The following is a 16927-nucleotide window of genomic DNA, read 5'->3' on the forward strand; positions in this document are numbered from 1 at the left end:
TCCCCACCTTCCTCCGGTTTGTCACCGGCAGTCACCTTAGAGTGCCCAACTGAATGCTGGCAACTAAGATCAAGGGTTGCGCTCGTTGCGGGACTTAACCCAACATCTCACGACACGAGCTGACGACAACCATGCACCACCTGTCACTCTGCCCCCGAAGGGGACGTCCTATCTCTAGGATTGTCAGAGGATGTCAAGACCTGGTAAGGTTCTTCGCGTTGCTTCGAATTAAACCACATGCTCCACCGCTTGTGCGGGCCCCCGTCAATTCCTTTGAGTTTCAGTCTTGCGACCGTACTCCCCAGGCGGAGTGCTTAATGCGTTAGCTGCAGCACTAAGGGGCGGAAACCCCCTAACACTTAGCACTCATCGTTTACGGCGTGGACTACCAGGGTATCTAATCCTGTTCGCTCCCCACGCTTTCGCTCCTCAGCGTCAGTTACAGACCAGAGAGTCGCCTTCGCCACTGGTGTTCCTCCACATCTCTACGCATTTCACCGCTACACGTGGAATTCCACTCTCCTCTTCTGCACTCAAGTTCCCCAGTTTCCAATGACCCTCCCCGGTTGAGCCGGGGGCTTTCACATCAGACTTAAGAAACCGCCTGCGAGCCCTTTACGCCCAATAATTCCGGACAACGCTTGCCACCTACGTATTACCGCGGCTGCTGGCACGTAGTTAGCCGTGGCTTTCTGGTTAGGTACCGTCAAGGTGCCGCCCTATTTGAACGGCACTTGTTCTTCCCTAACAACAGAGCTTTACGATCCGAAAACCTTCATCACTCACGCGGCGTTGCTCCGTCAGACTTTCGTCCATTGCGGAAGATTCCCTACTGCTGCCTCCCGTAGGAGTCTGGGCCGTGTCTCAGTCCCAGTGTGGCCGATCACCCTCTCAGGTCGGCTACGCATCGTCGCCTTGGTGAGCCGTTACCTCACCAACTAGCTAATGCGCCGCGGGTCCATCTGTAAGTGGTAGCCGAAGCCACCTTTTATGTCTGAACCATGCGGTTCAGACAACCATCCGGTATTAGCCCCGGTTTCCCGGAGTTATCCCAGTCTTACAGGCAGGTTACCCACGTGTTACTCACCCGTCCGCCGCTAACATCAGGGAGCAAGCTCCCATCTGTCCGCTCGACTTGCATGTATTAGGCACGCCGCCAGCGTTCGTCCTGAGCCAGGATCAAACTCTCCGATAAAGTAGTTTGACTGACTACGCACATCGCTGTGCGATTTATTTAAAACTTTGAATTAACAGGTACGTTTTGTCTTGTTTAGTTTTCAAAGAACTTTGTTGCTTCTCTCGAAGCGACCTCTTAATCATAACATTTTTAGTTTGCTAGGTCAATACTTTTTTAAAAAATATTTTCGCTAGGCTTGCCTTTCTATTAAAAAGACAACAAAAATGATTATATCAGTATCATCGCTATGTGTCAAAGCTTTTTTTCATTTCTTTATATAGTAAAAGCGCAGCCTGTTGCAGCTGCGCTTTTACGTTTATACTTCTTCCGTTTCTTCCGGCTCTTCTTCATTCTTTTCCACAAGCGCCACAGTGGCTACATGCTCTTGATCAGACATGCGGATCAGACGGACGCCTTGTGTTACGCGTCCCGTAGTGGAGATATCATTAATATCCATTCTGATTAACACGCCGCTTGCCGTAATAATCATTAAGTCCTCTTCGCCTTTTGTTGCTTTCACGGTTACTAACGGACCGTTACTGTCAGTGATTTTACATGTTTTAAGGCCTTTTCCGCCCCGGCTTTGAACTCTGTATTCTGAAGCCGGCGTGCGTTTGCCGTAGCCGTTTTCTGTCACTATGAGGACGTGGGAGTCTTCTTCAAGAATCTCCATGCCTACAACGACATCATCGTATGTCAGCGTGATGCCTTTAACACCCGCAGCTGTGCGTCCCATTTGTCTTACATCTTCTTCAGGGAAACGGATCAGCAAACCGTTCTTCGTTCCGATGATGATTTGTTTCTTGCCGTCAGTCAGGCGGACGGCCATCAGTTCATCGTCTTCCCGGAGACCTAGGGCGATCAGCCCGTTATTCCGTATATTCGCAAACTGGGACAGTGCCGTACGTTTCGACACCCCTTGTTTGGTCGTAAAGAAGAGGTATTGCTCCTCATCAAACGTGCTGACCGGAATAATAGCATTAATCCATTCGCCTTTTTCAACCTCCAGAAGGTTAATAATCGGAATGCCTTTTGCCGTACGGCCGTATTCAGGGATTTCATATCCTTTAGAACGGTATACCTTCCCTTTATTAGAGAAGAACAGGATCGTATCGTGCGTTGATGTGGAAATTAAGTGTTCCACAAAGTCATCTTCATTCGTTCCCATTCCCTGTACGCCTTTTCCGCCCCGTTTTTGGCTGCGGTATGTGGACGCCGGGAGACGTTTAACATAGCCGTTATGGGTCAGTGTGATGACGATATTTTCTCTCTCGATAAGATCTTCATCTTCAATTGTTTCAAGACCCGACGTCACGATTTCAGTGCGTCTCTCATCATTGAAACGCTCTTTGATTTCATTGAGTTCTTCACGGATGATCTCAAGAACTCTTTCTTCATTGGCTAAAATATCTTTCAGTTCGGCGATAAGCGCAACAAGTGATTGATATTCCTCTTCAATCTTTTCGCGCTCCAGACCGGTTAATCGCTGAAGGCGCATATCCAGAATGGCTTGCGCTTGTTTTTCAGTCAGTGAGAATTGTTCGATCAAACCTGTTCTCGCAATTTCAGCCGTCTGGGAATTGCGGATAAGAGAAATAACGGCATCTAAATGATCGAGAGCAATTCTTAAACCTTCCAGAATGTGAGCTCTCGCTTCCGCTTTGCGGAGTTCGTAAGCCGTTCTGCGCCGGATCACAACCTTTTGGTGATCAAGATAATGCTCCAGACATTGTTTCAGGCTTAGTACCTTCGGCTGTCCGTCAACGAGCGCCAGCAGGTTGATTCCGAAAGACGTCTGCAGGGCCGTTTGTTTGTAAAGGTTATTCAAAATGACGTGAGCATTGGCGTCACGGCGGATCTCAATGACGATTCTCATTCCGTTACGGTCGGATTCGTCACGCAGATCGGTAATTCCTTCGATTTTTTTGTCCCGGACAAGATCTGCGATTTTTTCAATTAATCTCGCTTTGTTCACCTGATAAGGAAGTTCTGTGACAATAATTCTTTCTTTTCCCGATGATGTCTCTTCGATTTCAGCCTTAGCCCGGATTGTGATTGATCCCCGTCCGGATTCATATGCCTTGCGGATGCCGCTCCGGCCCAAAATCTGACCTGCAGTCGGAAAATCCGGGCCCGGGATGTATTCCATCAGCTCCTGGTTTGTAATCTCAGGATTCTCACTTACGGCAAGCACGCCTTCAATGACTTCCCCAAGCTGATGCGGAGGAATATTTGTCGCCATTCCGACCGCAATACCGGCAGCTCCGTTTACGAGCAGATTCGGAAATCTCGAAGGCATGACGGCAGGTTCTCTTTCTGAACCGTCATAGTTATCTTGATAGTCAATCGTGTCTTTCGTAATGTCACGCAGAATTTCCATTGCGATTTTTGACATTCTCGCTTCTGTGTAACGCATCGCGGCCGCTGAGTCGCCGTCAACCGAACCGAAGTTGCCGTGTCCGTCAACAAGCATGTAGCGGTAGTTAAAATCCTGCGCCATTCTGACCATTGATTCGTAAACCGCTGAGTCACCGTGCGGGTGGTACTTACCGATAACTTCACCGACGATACGGGCAGATTTTTTATATGGTTTGTCACTGGTCATGCCTAAATCATTCATTGCGTACAAAATCCGTCTGTGAACCGGCTTCAGACCGTCACGCACATCCGGAAGCGCCCGGGATACGATAACGCTCATTGCATAGTCCAGGAAGGATGTCCGCATTTCCTGACTGATATTGACTTCACGTACTTGTGGTGTGTTTTGTTCACTCATTAAAAAAACCTCCCTGAAGTATCACATGAAATAATGTGGGAGTAGATTGTCCATTATGATCTTCAATACGATTTCACTATTCTCCATTATATCAATAAACTTGTGTTTATACACATTAATTTAGTAGAATATACGGGTTTTGCGGGTTTTCAGAGGCTTTAGAAGCCGCTTTGAGAAAAAAGCCTTATTTCTTAACGAAAATAAGGCTTTCTTGGTTAAATATCAAGATTTTTCACGTATCTGGCGTTTGCTTCTATGAAGTTTCTCCGCGGTTCTACTTTGTCACCCATCAGCATTTCAAAAGTCTCGTCAGCGTCCATTGCATCTTCAAGATTGACTTGCAGAAGCGTTCTGGTCGCAGGGTCCATTGTCGTTTCCCAAAGCTGAGTCGCGTTCATTTCTCCAAGACCTTTATAACGCTGGAGGCCGGGCTTAGGTGATTGCGGAAGCTCTTTTAACAGCTCATCAAGCTGCTTATCGTTATAAGCGTATTCCACCCGTTTTCCCTGCTGCACTTTATAAAGCGGCGGCTGGGCAATGTAGACATAGCCGTTTTCGATGATTTCCCGCATGTATCTGTAGAAGAACGTTAATAAAAGCGTTCTGATGTGGGCGCCGTCAACATCGGCATCCGTCATGATGACCACTTTATGATAACGCGCTTTTTCAAGATTAAAATCTTCTCCGATTCCTGTTCCGAGGGCCGTGATCATTGATCTGACCTCATTGTTTGAGAGAATCTTATCAAGTCTGGCTTTCTCAACGTTCAGAATCTTACCGCGCAGCGGCAGAATGGCTTGGAAATGACGGTCCCGTCCCTGTTTCGCTGATCCGCCCGCAGAGTCACCCTCTACGATATACAGCTCGGAAATGCTCGGATCTTTAGAAGAACAGTCCGCCAGTTTGCCCGGCAGATTGGAAATCTCAAGCGCACTTTTGCGGCGGGTCAATTCCCGCGCTTTTTTCGCTGCCATCCGCGCTCTTGCGGCCATTAAACCTTTTTCAACGATTTTGCGGGCTGAGTCCGGATTTTCAAGAAGGAATGTTTCCAGCGCAGAAGAAAACAGCGTATCAGTGATCGTTCTCGCTTCGGAGTTGCCGAGCTTCGTTTTCGTCTGACCTTCGAATTGCGGATCAGGGTGCTTAATTGAAATAATGGCAGTCAGCCCTTCTCTCACATCATCCCCGCTTAAATTCGGATCATTTTCTTTGAAAATCCCTTTTCTTCTTGCATAGTCGTTTATGACACGGGTCAGACCGGTTTTAAATCCGGCCTCGTGCGTGCCGCCTTCGTATGTGTTGATATTATTCGTGAAAGAATAAATATTGCTTGTATAGCTGTCGTTGTATTGCAATGCAACTTCAACCGTTATGCCGTCTTTCTCGCCTTCGATATAAATCGGCTCTTCATGAACGACTTCTTTGGAACGGTTTAAGTACTCAACATAGCTTTTGATTCCGCCTTCGTAGTGGTACTCGTTTTTCCGTTCTTGTCCTTCACGTTTGTCTTCAATCGTGATGTTTACGCCTTTTGTCAGGAAGGCCAATTCCCGGACACGGTTTGAAAGCAGATCATAGTCGTATACGGTTGTTTCTTTGAAAATTTCCGGATCCGGAACGAAGTGCGTAATCGTTCCGGTCTTATCAGTATCACCGATCACTTCAAGATCGGCCACAGGTACACCGCGCTCGTACGCCTGATAGTGGATTTTTCCGTCACGATGAACCGTAACGTCAAGAGTGGTCGACAAGGCGTTTACGACAGACGCCCCTACACCGTGAAGACCGCCGGATACTTTATATCCGCTTCCGTCAAATTTACCGCCGGCGTGGAGAACGGTCATGATGACTTCAACCGCAGGGCGGCCCATCTTCTCCTGGATACCGACCGGAATGCCGCGCCCGTTGTCCTTAACGGTAATGCTGTTATCTTTTTCAATCTCGATGTTAATATCTGTACAATAACCGGCCAGGGCTTCGTCAATACTGTTGTCGACGATTTCCCACACCAAGTGGTGAAGGCCTTTGCTGTTAGTTGATCCGATGTACATCCCCGGTCTCTTTCGAACAGCTTCCAAACCTTCTAATACCTGTATCTGATTCTCATCATAACTATTTTGCTGCTGTTCCATAGCCATGCACATTCACCTACACTTTTCTTAAACGATATATTCATTGTAAAGATCCGCTAAGAATCTATTTCTAACATAAATTGCGCACGTTTCTTCAGTGTGCCGGAAGATAAGGGAGAGTAATATATATTCTCAGTCGTGACTACGATAGACTTTGGCGTGCCGTTTACGGACGGCACTACTTTTTCTTTCTGTCTGTCCAGAAATTCTTCAACGATCGGCGATACATTGACCTTGCAGTCAAAAATGCCGACGATATCGCGTGTTGAAACGACAAAGTCGTCACCTAAATGAATATACAATCGCTCACCTCATTTCTTCACTTCACTAACGTACCGTTTTCCACACGGAACATTCCTGCTTGATGTAAGGTATCGTGGTCAATGCCATCCACGCTTGTCGTGGTGACAAATGTCTGCACACGGCCTTGGATCGTATGAAGCAAATGGGACTGTCGGTAATCATCCAGCTCGCTTAGTACATCATCCAAAAGTAAAATGGGGTATTCTCCGATTTCTTCATGAATCAAATCTATTTCGGCCAGCTTCAAAGACAAAGCCGTCGTACGCTGCTGTCCCTGCGAACCGTACGTCTGCACATCGCGTCCGTTCACATAAAAAAGGACATCATCCCGATGCGGTCCGAATAATGTGACGCCTCGTTCTATTTCTTTTTCTTTTAATTTCGAAAAAGACTCCTGGTAGCTGTTACCTATTTTCGACAAATCTTTGGGATCTGATACATCAAGCGCCGTGTGATACTTAAGCGTCAGTTCTTCAAGTCCCCGGGAAATGCCGGAATGGATCGGCTGCGCCCATTTTTCAAGCTGCGCCGTAAACTGCAGACGTTTGGCGACAACTTTTGCGGCTGCTTCAATCAGCTGATCAGTGAGAACGTCAAGCATGGTCCGGTCAGTCTGTTTCCGGCTTTGCAGCTGTTTCAGAAAATGATTCCGCTGTGAAAGGATTTTTTGATACAGAGATAAATCATACAGATAAACGGCAGAAACCTGCCCGATCTCCATATCGAGAAATCTCCTCCTCACCTGAGGGCTTCCTTTGACGAGATTTAAATCCTCAGGGGCAAACATAATGGTGTTCAGCGCTCCGACATACTGACTGAGTTTTTGCTGCTCTATATGATTGACCTTGCCCTTTTTACCTTTTTTGGAGATGACAAGCTGCATCGGGATGTCCCCGTTTCGCTTCATCACTCTTCCTTCTATTTTAGCATAGTCTTCGTCCCACCGTATAAGTTCTTTGTCATTTGAGGTGCGGTGTGATTTTGCCATCGAAAGGACATAGATGGCTTCCATCAGATTGGTTTTGCCTTGGGCATTTTCCCCGATGATCACATTCACCTTGTTTTCGAATTGAAGCTCAGCGCGCTCATAATTACGGTAGGATGTTAATTCTAAATTTTGGATATACAACCGCTGTCACCCGCTTTAATTGACGACTTGAAATGAACCAAATCCTTCAATCGCGACCACGTCTCCAACGTAAAGCTTTCTGCCGCGGCGATTGTCAGGTTCATTGTTGACAGTCACCTCATGCTCGCTCAGAAACCACTTCGCCATGCCGCCGGACTGAATCACATCGGCTAATTTTAAAAACTGGCCAAGCGTAATCATTTCTGTATCAATCGAAATCGGATTTGCCATATTATCGACCTCTTTCAAATATCACTAATATCTAATTGTACTAAAAAATCCTGAAATAAGGAAAGGGAAAACTTGAGGGAGCGGCTGATGAATAGAAAAGCTGCCGAACTAAGCCGGCAGCACATTCTGTTTGATTAATACGTTCTGACCGGAAGGATGAGCTGAACGATGGTTTCATCATTCGGCGTACGGATAAGAAACGGTCTCATCGCTCCCGTAAAGCTGATACGGATGTCCGCTCCTTCAAGTACTTTCAGTGCGTCCATCATATATTTTGGACTGAATGAAATATTTAATTCCTCGCCGTCAATCTGGTCAGCCAGCACAGCTTCGACCACTTTCCCGATTTCCGGAGAATTTGATGAAATCTCCAGCGAATCCGCCGGTTTGGCAGAAAGCTTTACAACGTTGTTGCGGCCTTCTCTCGCCAATAAAGAAGCACGGTCTATCGCCTGTAAAAATTCCTTCGTGTTCACGACGATTTCCGTTTTGCTTTCCTGCGGAATTAAGCTGGTCGTGTCCGGATAGTTTCCGTCAAGCAATCTTGAGAAGAACAATACGTTTTTCGCTTTGAACAGAACTTGGGTTTCTGTAATGACGATATCAACCAGTTCTTGGTTGTCATCAAGAATTTTGCTCAGCTCAGTTAAGCTTTTCCCGGGAATGACCACGTTATAAGAGCTGTCTTCCGGAATATCAAGCTTCGCCTTTCTTAAAGCGAGTCGGTGGCTATCCGTGGCAGTGCATAATAATTCACCGTTTTCGACTTTCCAGTTTACACCTGTTAAGATAGGGCGTGTTTCTGAGGCGGACACAGCGAACACGGTTTGGCGAATCAGGTTTTTCAAAAGATCCGTCGGAATCTGAATGGCATGATGCTCTTCGATTTGCGGCAGATGCGGATATTCATCTGCATCAAGGCCGTTTAAATTAAATTCGGCTTTTCCGGAACGGATAATCGTTAAATATTGATTTTGAACTTCGATTTCAACAGTCGCCATCGGAAGTTTTTTAACGATTTCGCTGAAGAAACGGGCTTGCAGCACGATACTTCCCGGCTGATCGATCGTCACGATTTCTTTATCATCATCTTCTTTCGGAATGAATGACTCGATTGAAATATCAGAGTCACTTCCCGTGAAAGATACTCCTTCATCTGAGGCGACGATCTTAATACCGGTGAGAATGGGAATTGTGGTTCTGGATGAAACGGCTTTTAGAACGTCTTGTACACTTTCGACTAAACGATCTTTTTGAATCGTAAATTTCATGTTTATCCTCCTAACGGATAATATAATTAATATATTTTAAAAATAGCAGTAGTAATAGTAGGGCCTGTGGATTTGTGGATAAGTTGTGAAAAAGACAGGAAACACAGCCTATCCACATGTGGACAGACTGTGCATGGCTATGAAAAAGTTATTCACACTTTCCCCCATTCATCCGAGGGCACTATTATTTAAGCAGTTCTTTTATTTCTTTCACCTGCTGCTGAAGCTGCTCGTCATCAATCAGCAGTTTTGAAATCTTTTCATGGGCGTGAATGACGGTTGTATGGTCTCTGCCGCCAAATTCTTCCCCGATTTTAGGCAAAGAAGAATCCGTCATTTCTCTTGAAAGATACATCGCAATTTGTCTTGGGAACGCCACGGATTTCGTGCGCTTTTTCGCTTTGAAATCTTCAAGCTTAATGTTGAACTGCTGTCCGACAATCCGCTGAATCTCTTTTATCGTAATGACCTTCGGCTTAGAAGACGGAATGATATCTTTCAATGCTTCTGCAGCCAGGTCTGCGTTAATGTCTTTATTGATTAAGGATGAATAGGCGACAACCCGGATTAATGCCCCTTCCAGTTCGCGGATGTTGCTGTCAATCTGATTCGCGATGTAAAGCATGACCTCGTTCGGAATATCAAGACCTTCCGCCTTCGCTTTTTTTCTCAGGATGGCAATCCGCGTTTCCAGATCCGGGGGTGTGATATCCGTAATCAATCCCCATTCGAACCGCGAACGAAGGCGGTCTTCAAGGGTCGGGATCTCTTTCGGCGGTCTGTCGCTGGAAATCACGATTTGTTTGCTTTCTTCATGAAGCGTGTTGAATGTATGGAAAAACTCTTCCTGTGTTTGTTCTTTTCCGGCTAAAAATTGAATATCATCTATCAAAAGTACATCAACGTTCCGATAGCGGTTGCGGAAATCAACGGCTTTATTATCGCGGATTGAGTTGATGAATTCATTTGTGAATTTTTCAGAAGACAGGTACACCACTTTGGCTGAAGGATTATGATCAATGACATAATGGCCGATCGCGTGCATTAAGTGAGTTTTTCCTAAGCCGACTCCCCCGTATATAAATAAAGGGTTATACGCTTTAGCGGGTGCTTCCGCCACAGCCAGTGATGCTGCATGGGCGAATCGGTTTCCCGATCCGATGACGAATGTGTCGAATGTATATTTCGGGTTGAGCATGCTTTGGGGAAAATCAGACGGTTCCTCTTTTGCCGCTTTTTTCACTTGCGGTTTCGGTAAAAAGTTTTCTTCGTCCTGATTTTGAGGAATGACAAATTTGACGCTCAATTCTTCCCCGGTTAATTCGTATATGGTATCTGCAATGAGATGTAAGTACCTGGACTCCAGCCAGTCTCTGGCAAATTCATTGGGAGCGGTGATGGTTAAGGTATCCCCTTGCAGCGAATGGGCTTTCGTCGACTTCATCCAAGTTTCGAAACTCGGTTTGCTTAGCTTTTTCTCAATTTGAGCTAGAGCTTGATTCCAAAGATCCAATATATTCTCCATTATCCGGCACAGCCCTCCTTTTCTTTAAAAATCCGCGCCCTTTTCCTGTTATAGAACACAAAAAAAGAGCATATGGCTCTGACCATTCGTACACACGAAATGTTGAAAACATATAGTATAGTAGAAAAACAGCTTTTCGACAAATTCCACAAGTTGTGGACAACAATCTACACAAGCTGTGTGAAAACAATCCACAACTTATCCACAGTTTGTGGATAAAGAGAATGGGCTGGATAAGTAATTAAGAGTTAAAACACAAATATAATATCAAATTAAGCGAGGACTTGCAATGGTTCTCGTAATCTTATCCACAAACCTGACAACTTGTTGAAAAATCTTTGTCCACAGGAGTTAGCAATGTGAAAATGTTGTCGATAACGACTGTGGATATTAAAAAAAGGCCAAAAAATTATCCACATGTCGTTTTTTCGGGGGAGCGCGGCTTTTTTTTTTGCGTTAAAAAAAGGAATATGAAAAATAAGGTTTCTAAACTGGTTAAGGTATGTTATCCTATTATGGTTGTAAGAAATAAAAGCACTGCTGAAGTTGACAATGAATAGGCAGCACAAATATAATAAGTAAGACTGTCTTTAACAGCTATTCCTCGAGGGAGGTGTCATAAATGAAAAGAACATTCCAACCGAATAACCGTAAACGCAGTAAAGTTCATGGCTTCAGAAGCCGTATGAGTTCAAAAAACGGTCGTCTAGTATTAGCACGCCGTCGCCGCAAAGGCAGAAAAGTATTATCAGCTTAGGCCACTGAATAATGTCAGTGGTCTTTTTTCACATTAAGAGAGTGAGATGTCATGCGTCGCCCGGTACTGGAGAAATTTCTTCAGTATTCCGGCGGCCCGTTTTTTTTAGATAGAAATAAAAGTTTCTGCGAGTGAATATCGGAGTGAATTAAAGTGAAGAAGCGAAATCGGTTAAAGAAAAATGAAGATTTTCAAAAAGTGTTTAAACGCGGAACGTCTATGGCAAACCGCCAGTTCGTGCTGTATACGCTTGATCAGCCGAAACAGGAAGAGCTCCGGGTAGGGCTTTCTGTCAGTAAAAAAATCGGCAATGCCGTCGTGCGCAATCGGGTGAAGCGGTTAATCAGACAGGCTGTTCAGGAGGAAAAAGAGCTGCTCAAGCCGAAAGATTTTATTATTATCGCAAGAAAACCCGCCGGCGACCTCAGTTTTGAAGAAACGAAAAAGAGTCTGCAGCACTTATTCAGAAAAACCTCATTATATAAGAAATCTTCGTCAAAATAGCTCATATTTTGTTTTCTTCACGTTTTTAAAAGCGCTTCCTTTTATTTGGCGAAAAATGAACGCCATTTGAAACTGAAAGATGCTAAAATACATACAAGGTTCATAAAGATTGGTATAGGAGGAAACGTTCTTGAAAAGGAGAATATGGTTACTACTGAGTATGGTCGGTATGCTCGTGCTGCTGGCCGGGTGCTCGAGTGTGAAAGAGCCGATTACGGCGAATAGTCCGCATTTCTGGGACAAATATGTTGTGTATCCATTGTCAGAAGTCATTACGTACGTAGCGAAACTGACGGGCGATAACTATGGTTTATCGATCATCATCGTTACGATTTTAATTCGTCTGCTGATTCTGCCGCTGATGATCAAGCAGCTTCGAAGCTCAAAAGCGATGCAGGCGCTGCAGCCTGAAATGCAGAAGCTCAGAGAAAAATACAGCTCTAAAGATCAAAAAACGCAGCAGAAGCTTCAGCAGGAAACAATGGCCCTGTTTTCAAAGCACGGGGTAAACCCGCTGGCGGGATGTTTCCCGATCCTGATTCAAATGCCGATTTTGATCGGATTCTACCATGCCATTATGCGTACGCAAGCCATATCACAGCACAGCTTTTTATGGTTTGATTTAGGAGAGAAGGATCCTTACTATATTCTTCCTATCGTTGCCGGTGTGGCCACTTTTGTCCAGCAGAAGCTGATGATGGCCGGAAATCCGACTCAGAATCCTCAAATGGCAATGATGGTATGGATTATGCCGATCATGATCATCGTATTTGCGATCAACTTCCCGAGCGCGCTTTCTCTGTATTGGGTAGTCGGAAACCTGTTTATGATTGCTCAGACATTCCTTATTAAAGGACCTGACATTAAACACGATCCGGAAACGCAGAAAGCGGGAGGAAAGAAAAAGTGAAGAAGGTGACTGCTGCGGGACGGAATGTCGAAGAAGCAGTTCAATCAGGCCTTCAGGAACTTCAACTGACGAAAGATCAAGTAGAAATAACGGTGGTGCAAGAAGAATACAAAGGGTTTTTGGGTATTTTCGGTAAAAAGAATGCGATCGTAGAACTGGAAGAGAAAAAAAATCCTGTTCATGAAGCGAAAGTGTATTTGGAAGAAATCATCCATTCCATTGCCGGACCTTCTGAGATTGTTACGGAAGAAAACAAGAAAACAGTCTGTTTTCACATTAAAGGTGAAAAAGCGGCGCTGCTTATTGGCAAAAGAGGACAAACACTCAATGCCCTGGAAACATTGACGCAGCTTGTTTTGAACCGCGGCTCCGGCCAGTATCGCCAAGCCGTTGTCGACGCTGAGAATTATCGGCGGAAAAGAAGAGAAATTCTGGAGCAGCTGGCAAACAGGCTGGCCAAGCAAGTGTCGAAAACGAAAAAAGATGTGCATTTAGAACCGATGCCGTCAGGTGAAAGAAAAATCATCCATGACGCGCTGTCAAAGCATCCAAATATCAAAACGTTTTCTACCGGTGAAGGCCGGTACCGCCATCTCGTTATTTCCCATAAAGATAGCAGAAAACCGAAGTCCGGGTAAAATCGGAACTTCGGTTTTTTTATTGGTAAAAATGGCTCTATTCCTAAGCAGAATCGCACTTTTTGCGTTTAAGTTTTTTCTTTTTCGGTCTATGCTGTTGATAAAAAAGGTTTTAGGAAATAAAATTAATTGTTATTCACATGTGGATAAGTTAAAGTAATAAGGGATGAATTTCTGCCTTTGTGGATAACGTATCTTCCACTTCAAACCAAACTATGTTATCTTTTAATTTTGGCGTAAATAAAATTTTTTATATAGATGGAAACAGAGATAAAGAGAGGTGAACAGCATGGATACAATTGCAGCGATTTCAACTCCGATGGGTGAAGGCGCGATTGCGATCGTTCGGCTGAGCGGCCCTGAAGCCGTAAAGATCGCCGACAAAATGTACAAGGGTCCGAAAGGCAAAACGCTCAGTTCGGCAGAATCGCATACCATTCATTACGGGCATATCGCGGACAGCACGACGGGACGGATTATTGAGGAAGTCATGGTGTCTGTTTTAAGAGCGCCCAGAACATTCACAAGGGAAGATGTCATTGAAATCAACTGTCATGGGGGTATTGTGACGGTTAATCAGGTGCTCCAGCTTGCTTTAAGAGAAGGTGCGAGACTGGCAGAACCCGGTGAGTTTACGAAGCGCGCATTTTTAAACGGACGGATTGACCTATCACAGGCGGAAGCGGTGATGGATCTGATCAGGGCCAAAACGGACCGTGCCATGAATGTCGCCATGAACCAGATGGAAGGACGGCTTTCCGCGCTTGTCCGCCGTCTGCGTGATGAGTTGTTAGAAACACTTGCCCATGTTGAGGTTAATATAGATTATCCGGAATATGATGACGTCGAAGAAATGACGCATCAGCTTTTAGTGGAGAAGGCAAGCGGCGTGAAGAAAGAAATCGAGGCGCTGCTCCGTACGTCTGAGCAGGGGAAAATTTTGCGTGAGGGACTGTCTACCGTGATCATCGGCCGTCCGAACGTCGGAAAATCCTCTCTGCTTAACAGCCTTGTCCATGAAACGAAGGCGATCGTAACCGATATTCCGGGAACGACGCGTGATGTGATTGAGGAATATGTCAATGTCCGAGGCGTGCCGCTTCGGCTTGTCGATACCGCCGGAATCCGTGAGACAGAAGACATCGTCGAAAGAATCGGTGTGGAACGGTCACGGCAGGTTCTGAAGGAAGCGGATCTCATTTTGCTTGTGCTGAACCACAGCGAAGAGCTTTCTGAAGAAGATGTGAAATTGTTTGAAGCGGTTGAGGGAATGGACGTCATTGTCATTATGAATAAGACGGATCTTGAGGCTAAGATTGACGCTGAGCGCGTCAAGGAACTGGCGAAAGGCCGGCCTGTCGTTACGACCTCATTGCTGAAAGAAGAAGGCATTCAAGATTTAGAGGAAGCGATTCATTCGCTATTTTATACAGGAGCGATCGAAAGCGGAGATCTCACCTATGTCAGCAACACCCGTCATATCTCGATTCTGCATCAGGCAAAGCAAGCGATTGATGATGCGCTGAACGGAATTGAACAGGATGTTCCGATTGATATGGTGCAAATTGATTTGACAAGGTGCTGGGAGCTGCTGGGCGAAATCATCGGTGATGCCGTCCACGAAAGCTTAATTGATCAGCTCTTTTCACAATTTTGTTTAGGTAAATAAAAGGGAGGAAAAAACCATGGGGTATGAAGCAGGCCAATACGACGTGATTGTCATCGGCGCCGGGCATGCCGGTGTTGAGGCTGCCCTCGCATCCGCGCGCCAGGGAGCCAAAACGCTTGTTTTGACGATCAATCTTGATATGGTTGCGTTTATGCCATGTAATCCGTCTGTCGGCGGCCCCGCGAAAGGGATCGTCGTCCGCGAAATTGATGCGCTCGGCGGAGAAATGGCTAGAAATATAGATAAAACTCATATTCAAATGAGAATGCTGAATACAGGAAAAGGTCCGGCCGTACGGGCGCTGCGTGCGCAGGCGGATAAATTCCAATATCAGCACGAAATGAAGCATACGCTGGAAAAAACACCGAATTTGACACTTCTTCAAGGGATTGCCGAGCGTTTAATCATTGAAGACGGGGAGTGCCGCGGTGTCATTACGCAAACCGGTGCTGAATATAAGGCAAAAACGGTCGTGCTGACAACCGGAACGTATTTAAGAGGGCGGATCATTCTCGGTGATCTGTCTTACTCAAGCGGTCCGAATAACCAGCAGCCGTCTATTAAACTTTCTGAGCACTTAGAGGAGCTCGGTTTTGATCTCGTCCGTTTTAAAACGGGCACGCCTCCTCGTGTCTCAAGCGATTCCATTAATTACAGCAAAACAGAAATCCAGCCGGGGGACCCGGTTCCGCGCGCTTTCTCATATGAAACGGTTGAATACATTACCGATCAGCTGCCTTGCTGGCTGACTTACACGAGTCCTGAGACTCATGAGATCATCGACAGCAACCTGCATCGTTCACCAATGTATTCCGGTATGATTAAAGGAACGGGACCGAGATACTGCCCTTCGATTGAAGATAAAGTCGTTCGGTTTAATGATAAACCGCGTCATCAGATTTTCCTTGAGCCGGAAGGCAGAAATACGCAGGAAGTATACGTTCAAGGTTTATCCACGAGTCTTCCTGAGGACGTGCAGCAGCGGATGCTGGCGACCATTCCGGGACTGGAAAAGGTGCAGATGATGAGAGCCGGATACGCGATTGAGTATGACGCGATTGTACCGACGCAGCTCTGGCCTACACTGGAGACGAAAAAAATCCCTAACCTGTACACGGCCGGTCAAATTAACGGTACATCAGGTTATGAGGAAGCAGCCGGGCAAGGAATTATGGCAGGGATCAACGCAGGCCGCAAAGCGCTTGGAAAAGAAGAAGTGATCCTCAGCCGTTCCGATGCTTATATCGGTGTATTGATTGATGATTTGGTAACGAAAGGAACCAATGAACCGTACCGTCTGCTGACTTCACGGGCGGAATACAGACTGCTGCTCCGTCACGACAACGCGGATCTTCGTCTGACGGAAATCGGCCACGATATCGGCTTAATTTCTGATGAGCGCTATGAAGCGTTTGAGAAGAAAAAAGCGGCGATCGAGGCGGAGAAAAAACGTCTCTGGTCTGTTATTATCAAGCCGTCTCCTGAGAATCAGGAATATATCCGTTCACTCGGCGGAAGCGAGCTGAAAGACGGAGTGCGCGGCACAGATTTAATGAAACGTCCGGAAATGAACTATGAAACAGTGACAAAACTTGCGCCTGCAGATTCTCCGGTTCCGCAAGATGTGGCGGAACAAGTGGAAATTCAGGTGAAATATGAAGGATATATCGAAAAATCCTTGCAGCAAGTGGAAAAGCTGAAGAAAATGGAAAACAAAAAAATCCCTGATCGGATTGATTATGACGCCATTAAAGGAATTGCTACTGAAGCCCGTCAAAAGCTGAAAGAAGTGCGTCCTTTATCAGTTGCTCAAGCGTCCCGTATTTCCGGCGTCAATCCGGCAGACATTTCAATCCTGCTGGTATACCTGGAGCAGGGCCGTATTGCCAAGGTAGCTGAATAGAA

The 16927-nt window shown here is 45.8% G+C and carries 13 protein-coding genes and 1 rRNA gene (1 of these 14 cut by a window edge); 6 read left to right on the forward strand and 8 right to left on the reverse strand.

Annotated elements, in window-relative coordinates:
• The 8 genes from BZ167_RS09670 to dnaA form a co-directional block, all read right to left on the reverse strand.
• Positions 1 to 1195, reverse strand: a 16S ribosomal RNA gene (locus tag BZ167_RS09670); it reaches 355 nt to the left of the window's first position.
• Positions 1196 to 1493: 298 nt separating this feature from the next.
• Positions 1494 to 3953, reverse strand: a complete 2460-nt coding sequence (gyrA, locus tag BZ167_RS09675) for a DNA gyrase subunit A (RefSeq protein ID WP_061861079.1) — start codon at positions 3951 to 3953, stop codon at positions 1494 to 1496.
• A 215-nt stretch (positions 3954 to 4168) separates the two neighbouring features.
• Positions 4169 to 6085, reverse strand: coding sequence for a DNA topoisomerase (ATP-hydrolyzing) subunit B (gyrB, locus tag BZ167_RS09680; RefSeq protein WP_014720600.1), 1917 nt, complete (start codon positions 6083 to 6085; stop codon positions 4169 to 4171).
• 56 nt (positions 6086 to 6141) lie between these two features.
• Positions 6142 to 6387, reverse strand: a complete 246-nt coding sequence (gene remB, locus BZ167_RS09685; RefSeq protein WP_004392908.1) for an extracellular matrix regulator RemB — start codon at positions 6385 to 6387, stop codon at positions 6142 to 6144.
• Between the two features lie 17 nt (positions 6388 to 6404).
• Complete coding sequence (recF, locus tag BZ167_RS09690; protein ID WP_007409910.1) at positions 6405 to 7517, reverse strand: DNA replication/repair protein RecF; 1113 nt, start codon at positions 7515 to 7517, stop codon at positions 6405 to 6407.
• Between the two features lie 15 nt (positions 7518 to 7532).
• Positions 7533 to 7748, reverse strand: coding sequence for a ribosome maturation protein RlbA (gene rlbA, locus BZ167_RS09695; RefSeq protein WP_004392910.1), 216 nt, complete (start codon positions 7746 to 7748; stop codon positions 7533 to 7535).
• 134 nt (positions 7749 to 7882) lie between these two features.
• Positions 7883 to 9019 (reverse strand): DNA polymerase III subunit beta, encoded by a 1137-nt coding sequence (dnaN, locus tag BZ167_RS09700; protein WP_007409909.1) that lies wholly within the window; start codon positions 9017 to 9019, stop codon positions 7883 to 7885.
• Positions 9020 to 9203: 184 nt separating this feature from the next.
• Positions 9204 to 10544 (reverse strand): chromosomal replication initiator protein DnaA, encoded by a 1341-nt coding sequence (gene dnaA, locus BZ167_RS09705; RefSeq protein WP_007409908.1) that lies wholly within the window; start codon positions 10542 to 10544, stop codon positions 9204 to 9206.
• A gap of 622 nt (positions 10545 to 11166) precedes the next feature.
• Between dnaA and rpmH the strand changes: the two genes are divergently transcribed.
• The 6 genes from rpmH (at position 11167) to mnmG (ending at position 16925) form a co-directional block, all read left to right on the forward strand.
• Positions 11167 to 11301: a 50S ribosomal protein L34 gene (gene rpmH, locus BZ167_RS09715; RefSeq protein ID WP_003178075.1), complete on the forward strand. Its 135-nt coding sequence runs from the start codon at positions 11167 to 11169 to the stop codon at positions 11299 to 11301.
• Between the two features lie 153 nt (positions 11302 to 11454).
• Positions 11455 to 11805 (forward strand): ribonuclease P protein component, encoded by a 351-nt coding sequence (gene rnpA, locus BZ167_RS09720; protein WP_004392944.1) that lies wholly within the window; start codon positions 11455 to 11457, stop codon positions 11803 to 11805.
• Between the two features lie 160 nt (positions 11806 to 11965).
• Positions 11966 to 12715, forward strand: a complete 750-nt coding sequence (gene spoIIIJ, locus BZ167_RS09725; protein WP_007409906.1) for a YidC family membrane integrase SpoIIIJ — start codon at positions 11966 to 11968, stop codon at positions 12713 to 12715.
• Positions 12712 to 13353, forward strand: a complete 642-nt coding sequence (jag, locus tag BZ167_RS09730) for an RNA-binding cell elongation regulator Jag/EloR (protein WP_015418654.1) — start codon at positions 12712 to 12714, stop codon at positions 13351 to 13353. Before spoIIIJ ends, jag begins: the two co-directional genes overlap by 4 nt.
• A 289-nt stretch (positions 13354 to 13642) precedes the next feature.
• On the forward strand, positions 13643 to 15022 hold the full coding sequence (gene mnmE / locus BZ167_RS09735; RefSeq protein ID WP_077392038.1) for a tRNA uridine-5-carboxymethylaminomethyl(34) synthesis GTPase MnmE: 1380 nt from the start codon (positions 13643 to 13645) through the stop codon (positions 15020 to 15022).
• Positions 15023 to 15038: 16 nt separating this feature from the next.
• Positions 15039 to 16925 carry a tRNA uridine-5-carboxymethylaminomethyl(34) synthesis enzyme MnmG gene (mnmG, locus tag BZ167_RS09740; RefSeq protein WP_061861078.1) on the forward strand — a complete coding sequence of 629 codons (1887 nt, stop codon included), beginning with the start codon at positions 15039 to 15041 and terminating at the stop codon, positions 16923 to 16925.
• Positions 16926 to 16927: the final 2 nt, after the last annotated feature.

Origin of the sequence: Bacillus sp. 275, assembly GCF_001999205.1 — a bacterium.
Classification (GTDB): domain Bacteria; phylum Bacillota; class Bacilli; order Bacillales; family Bacillaceae; genus Bacillus; species Bacillus velezensis.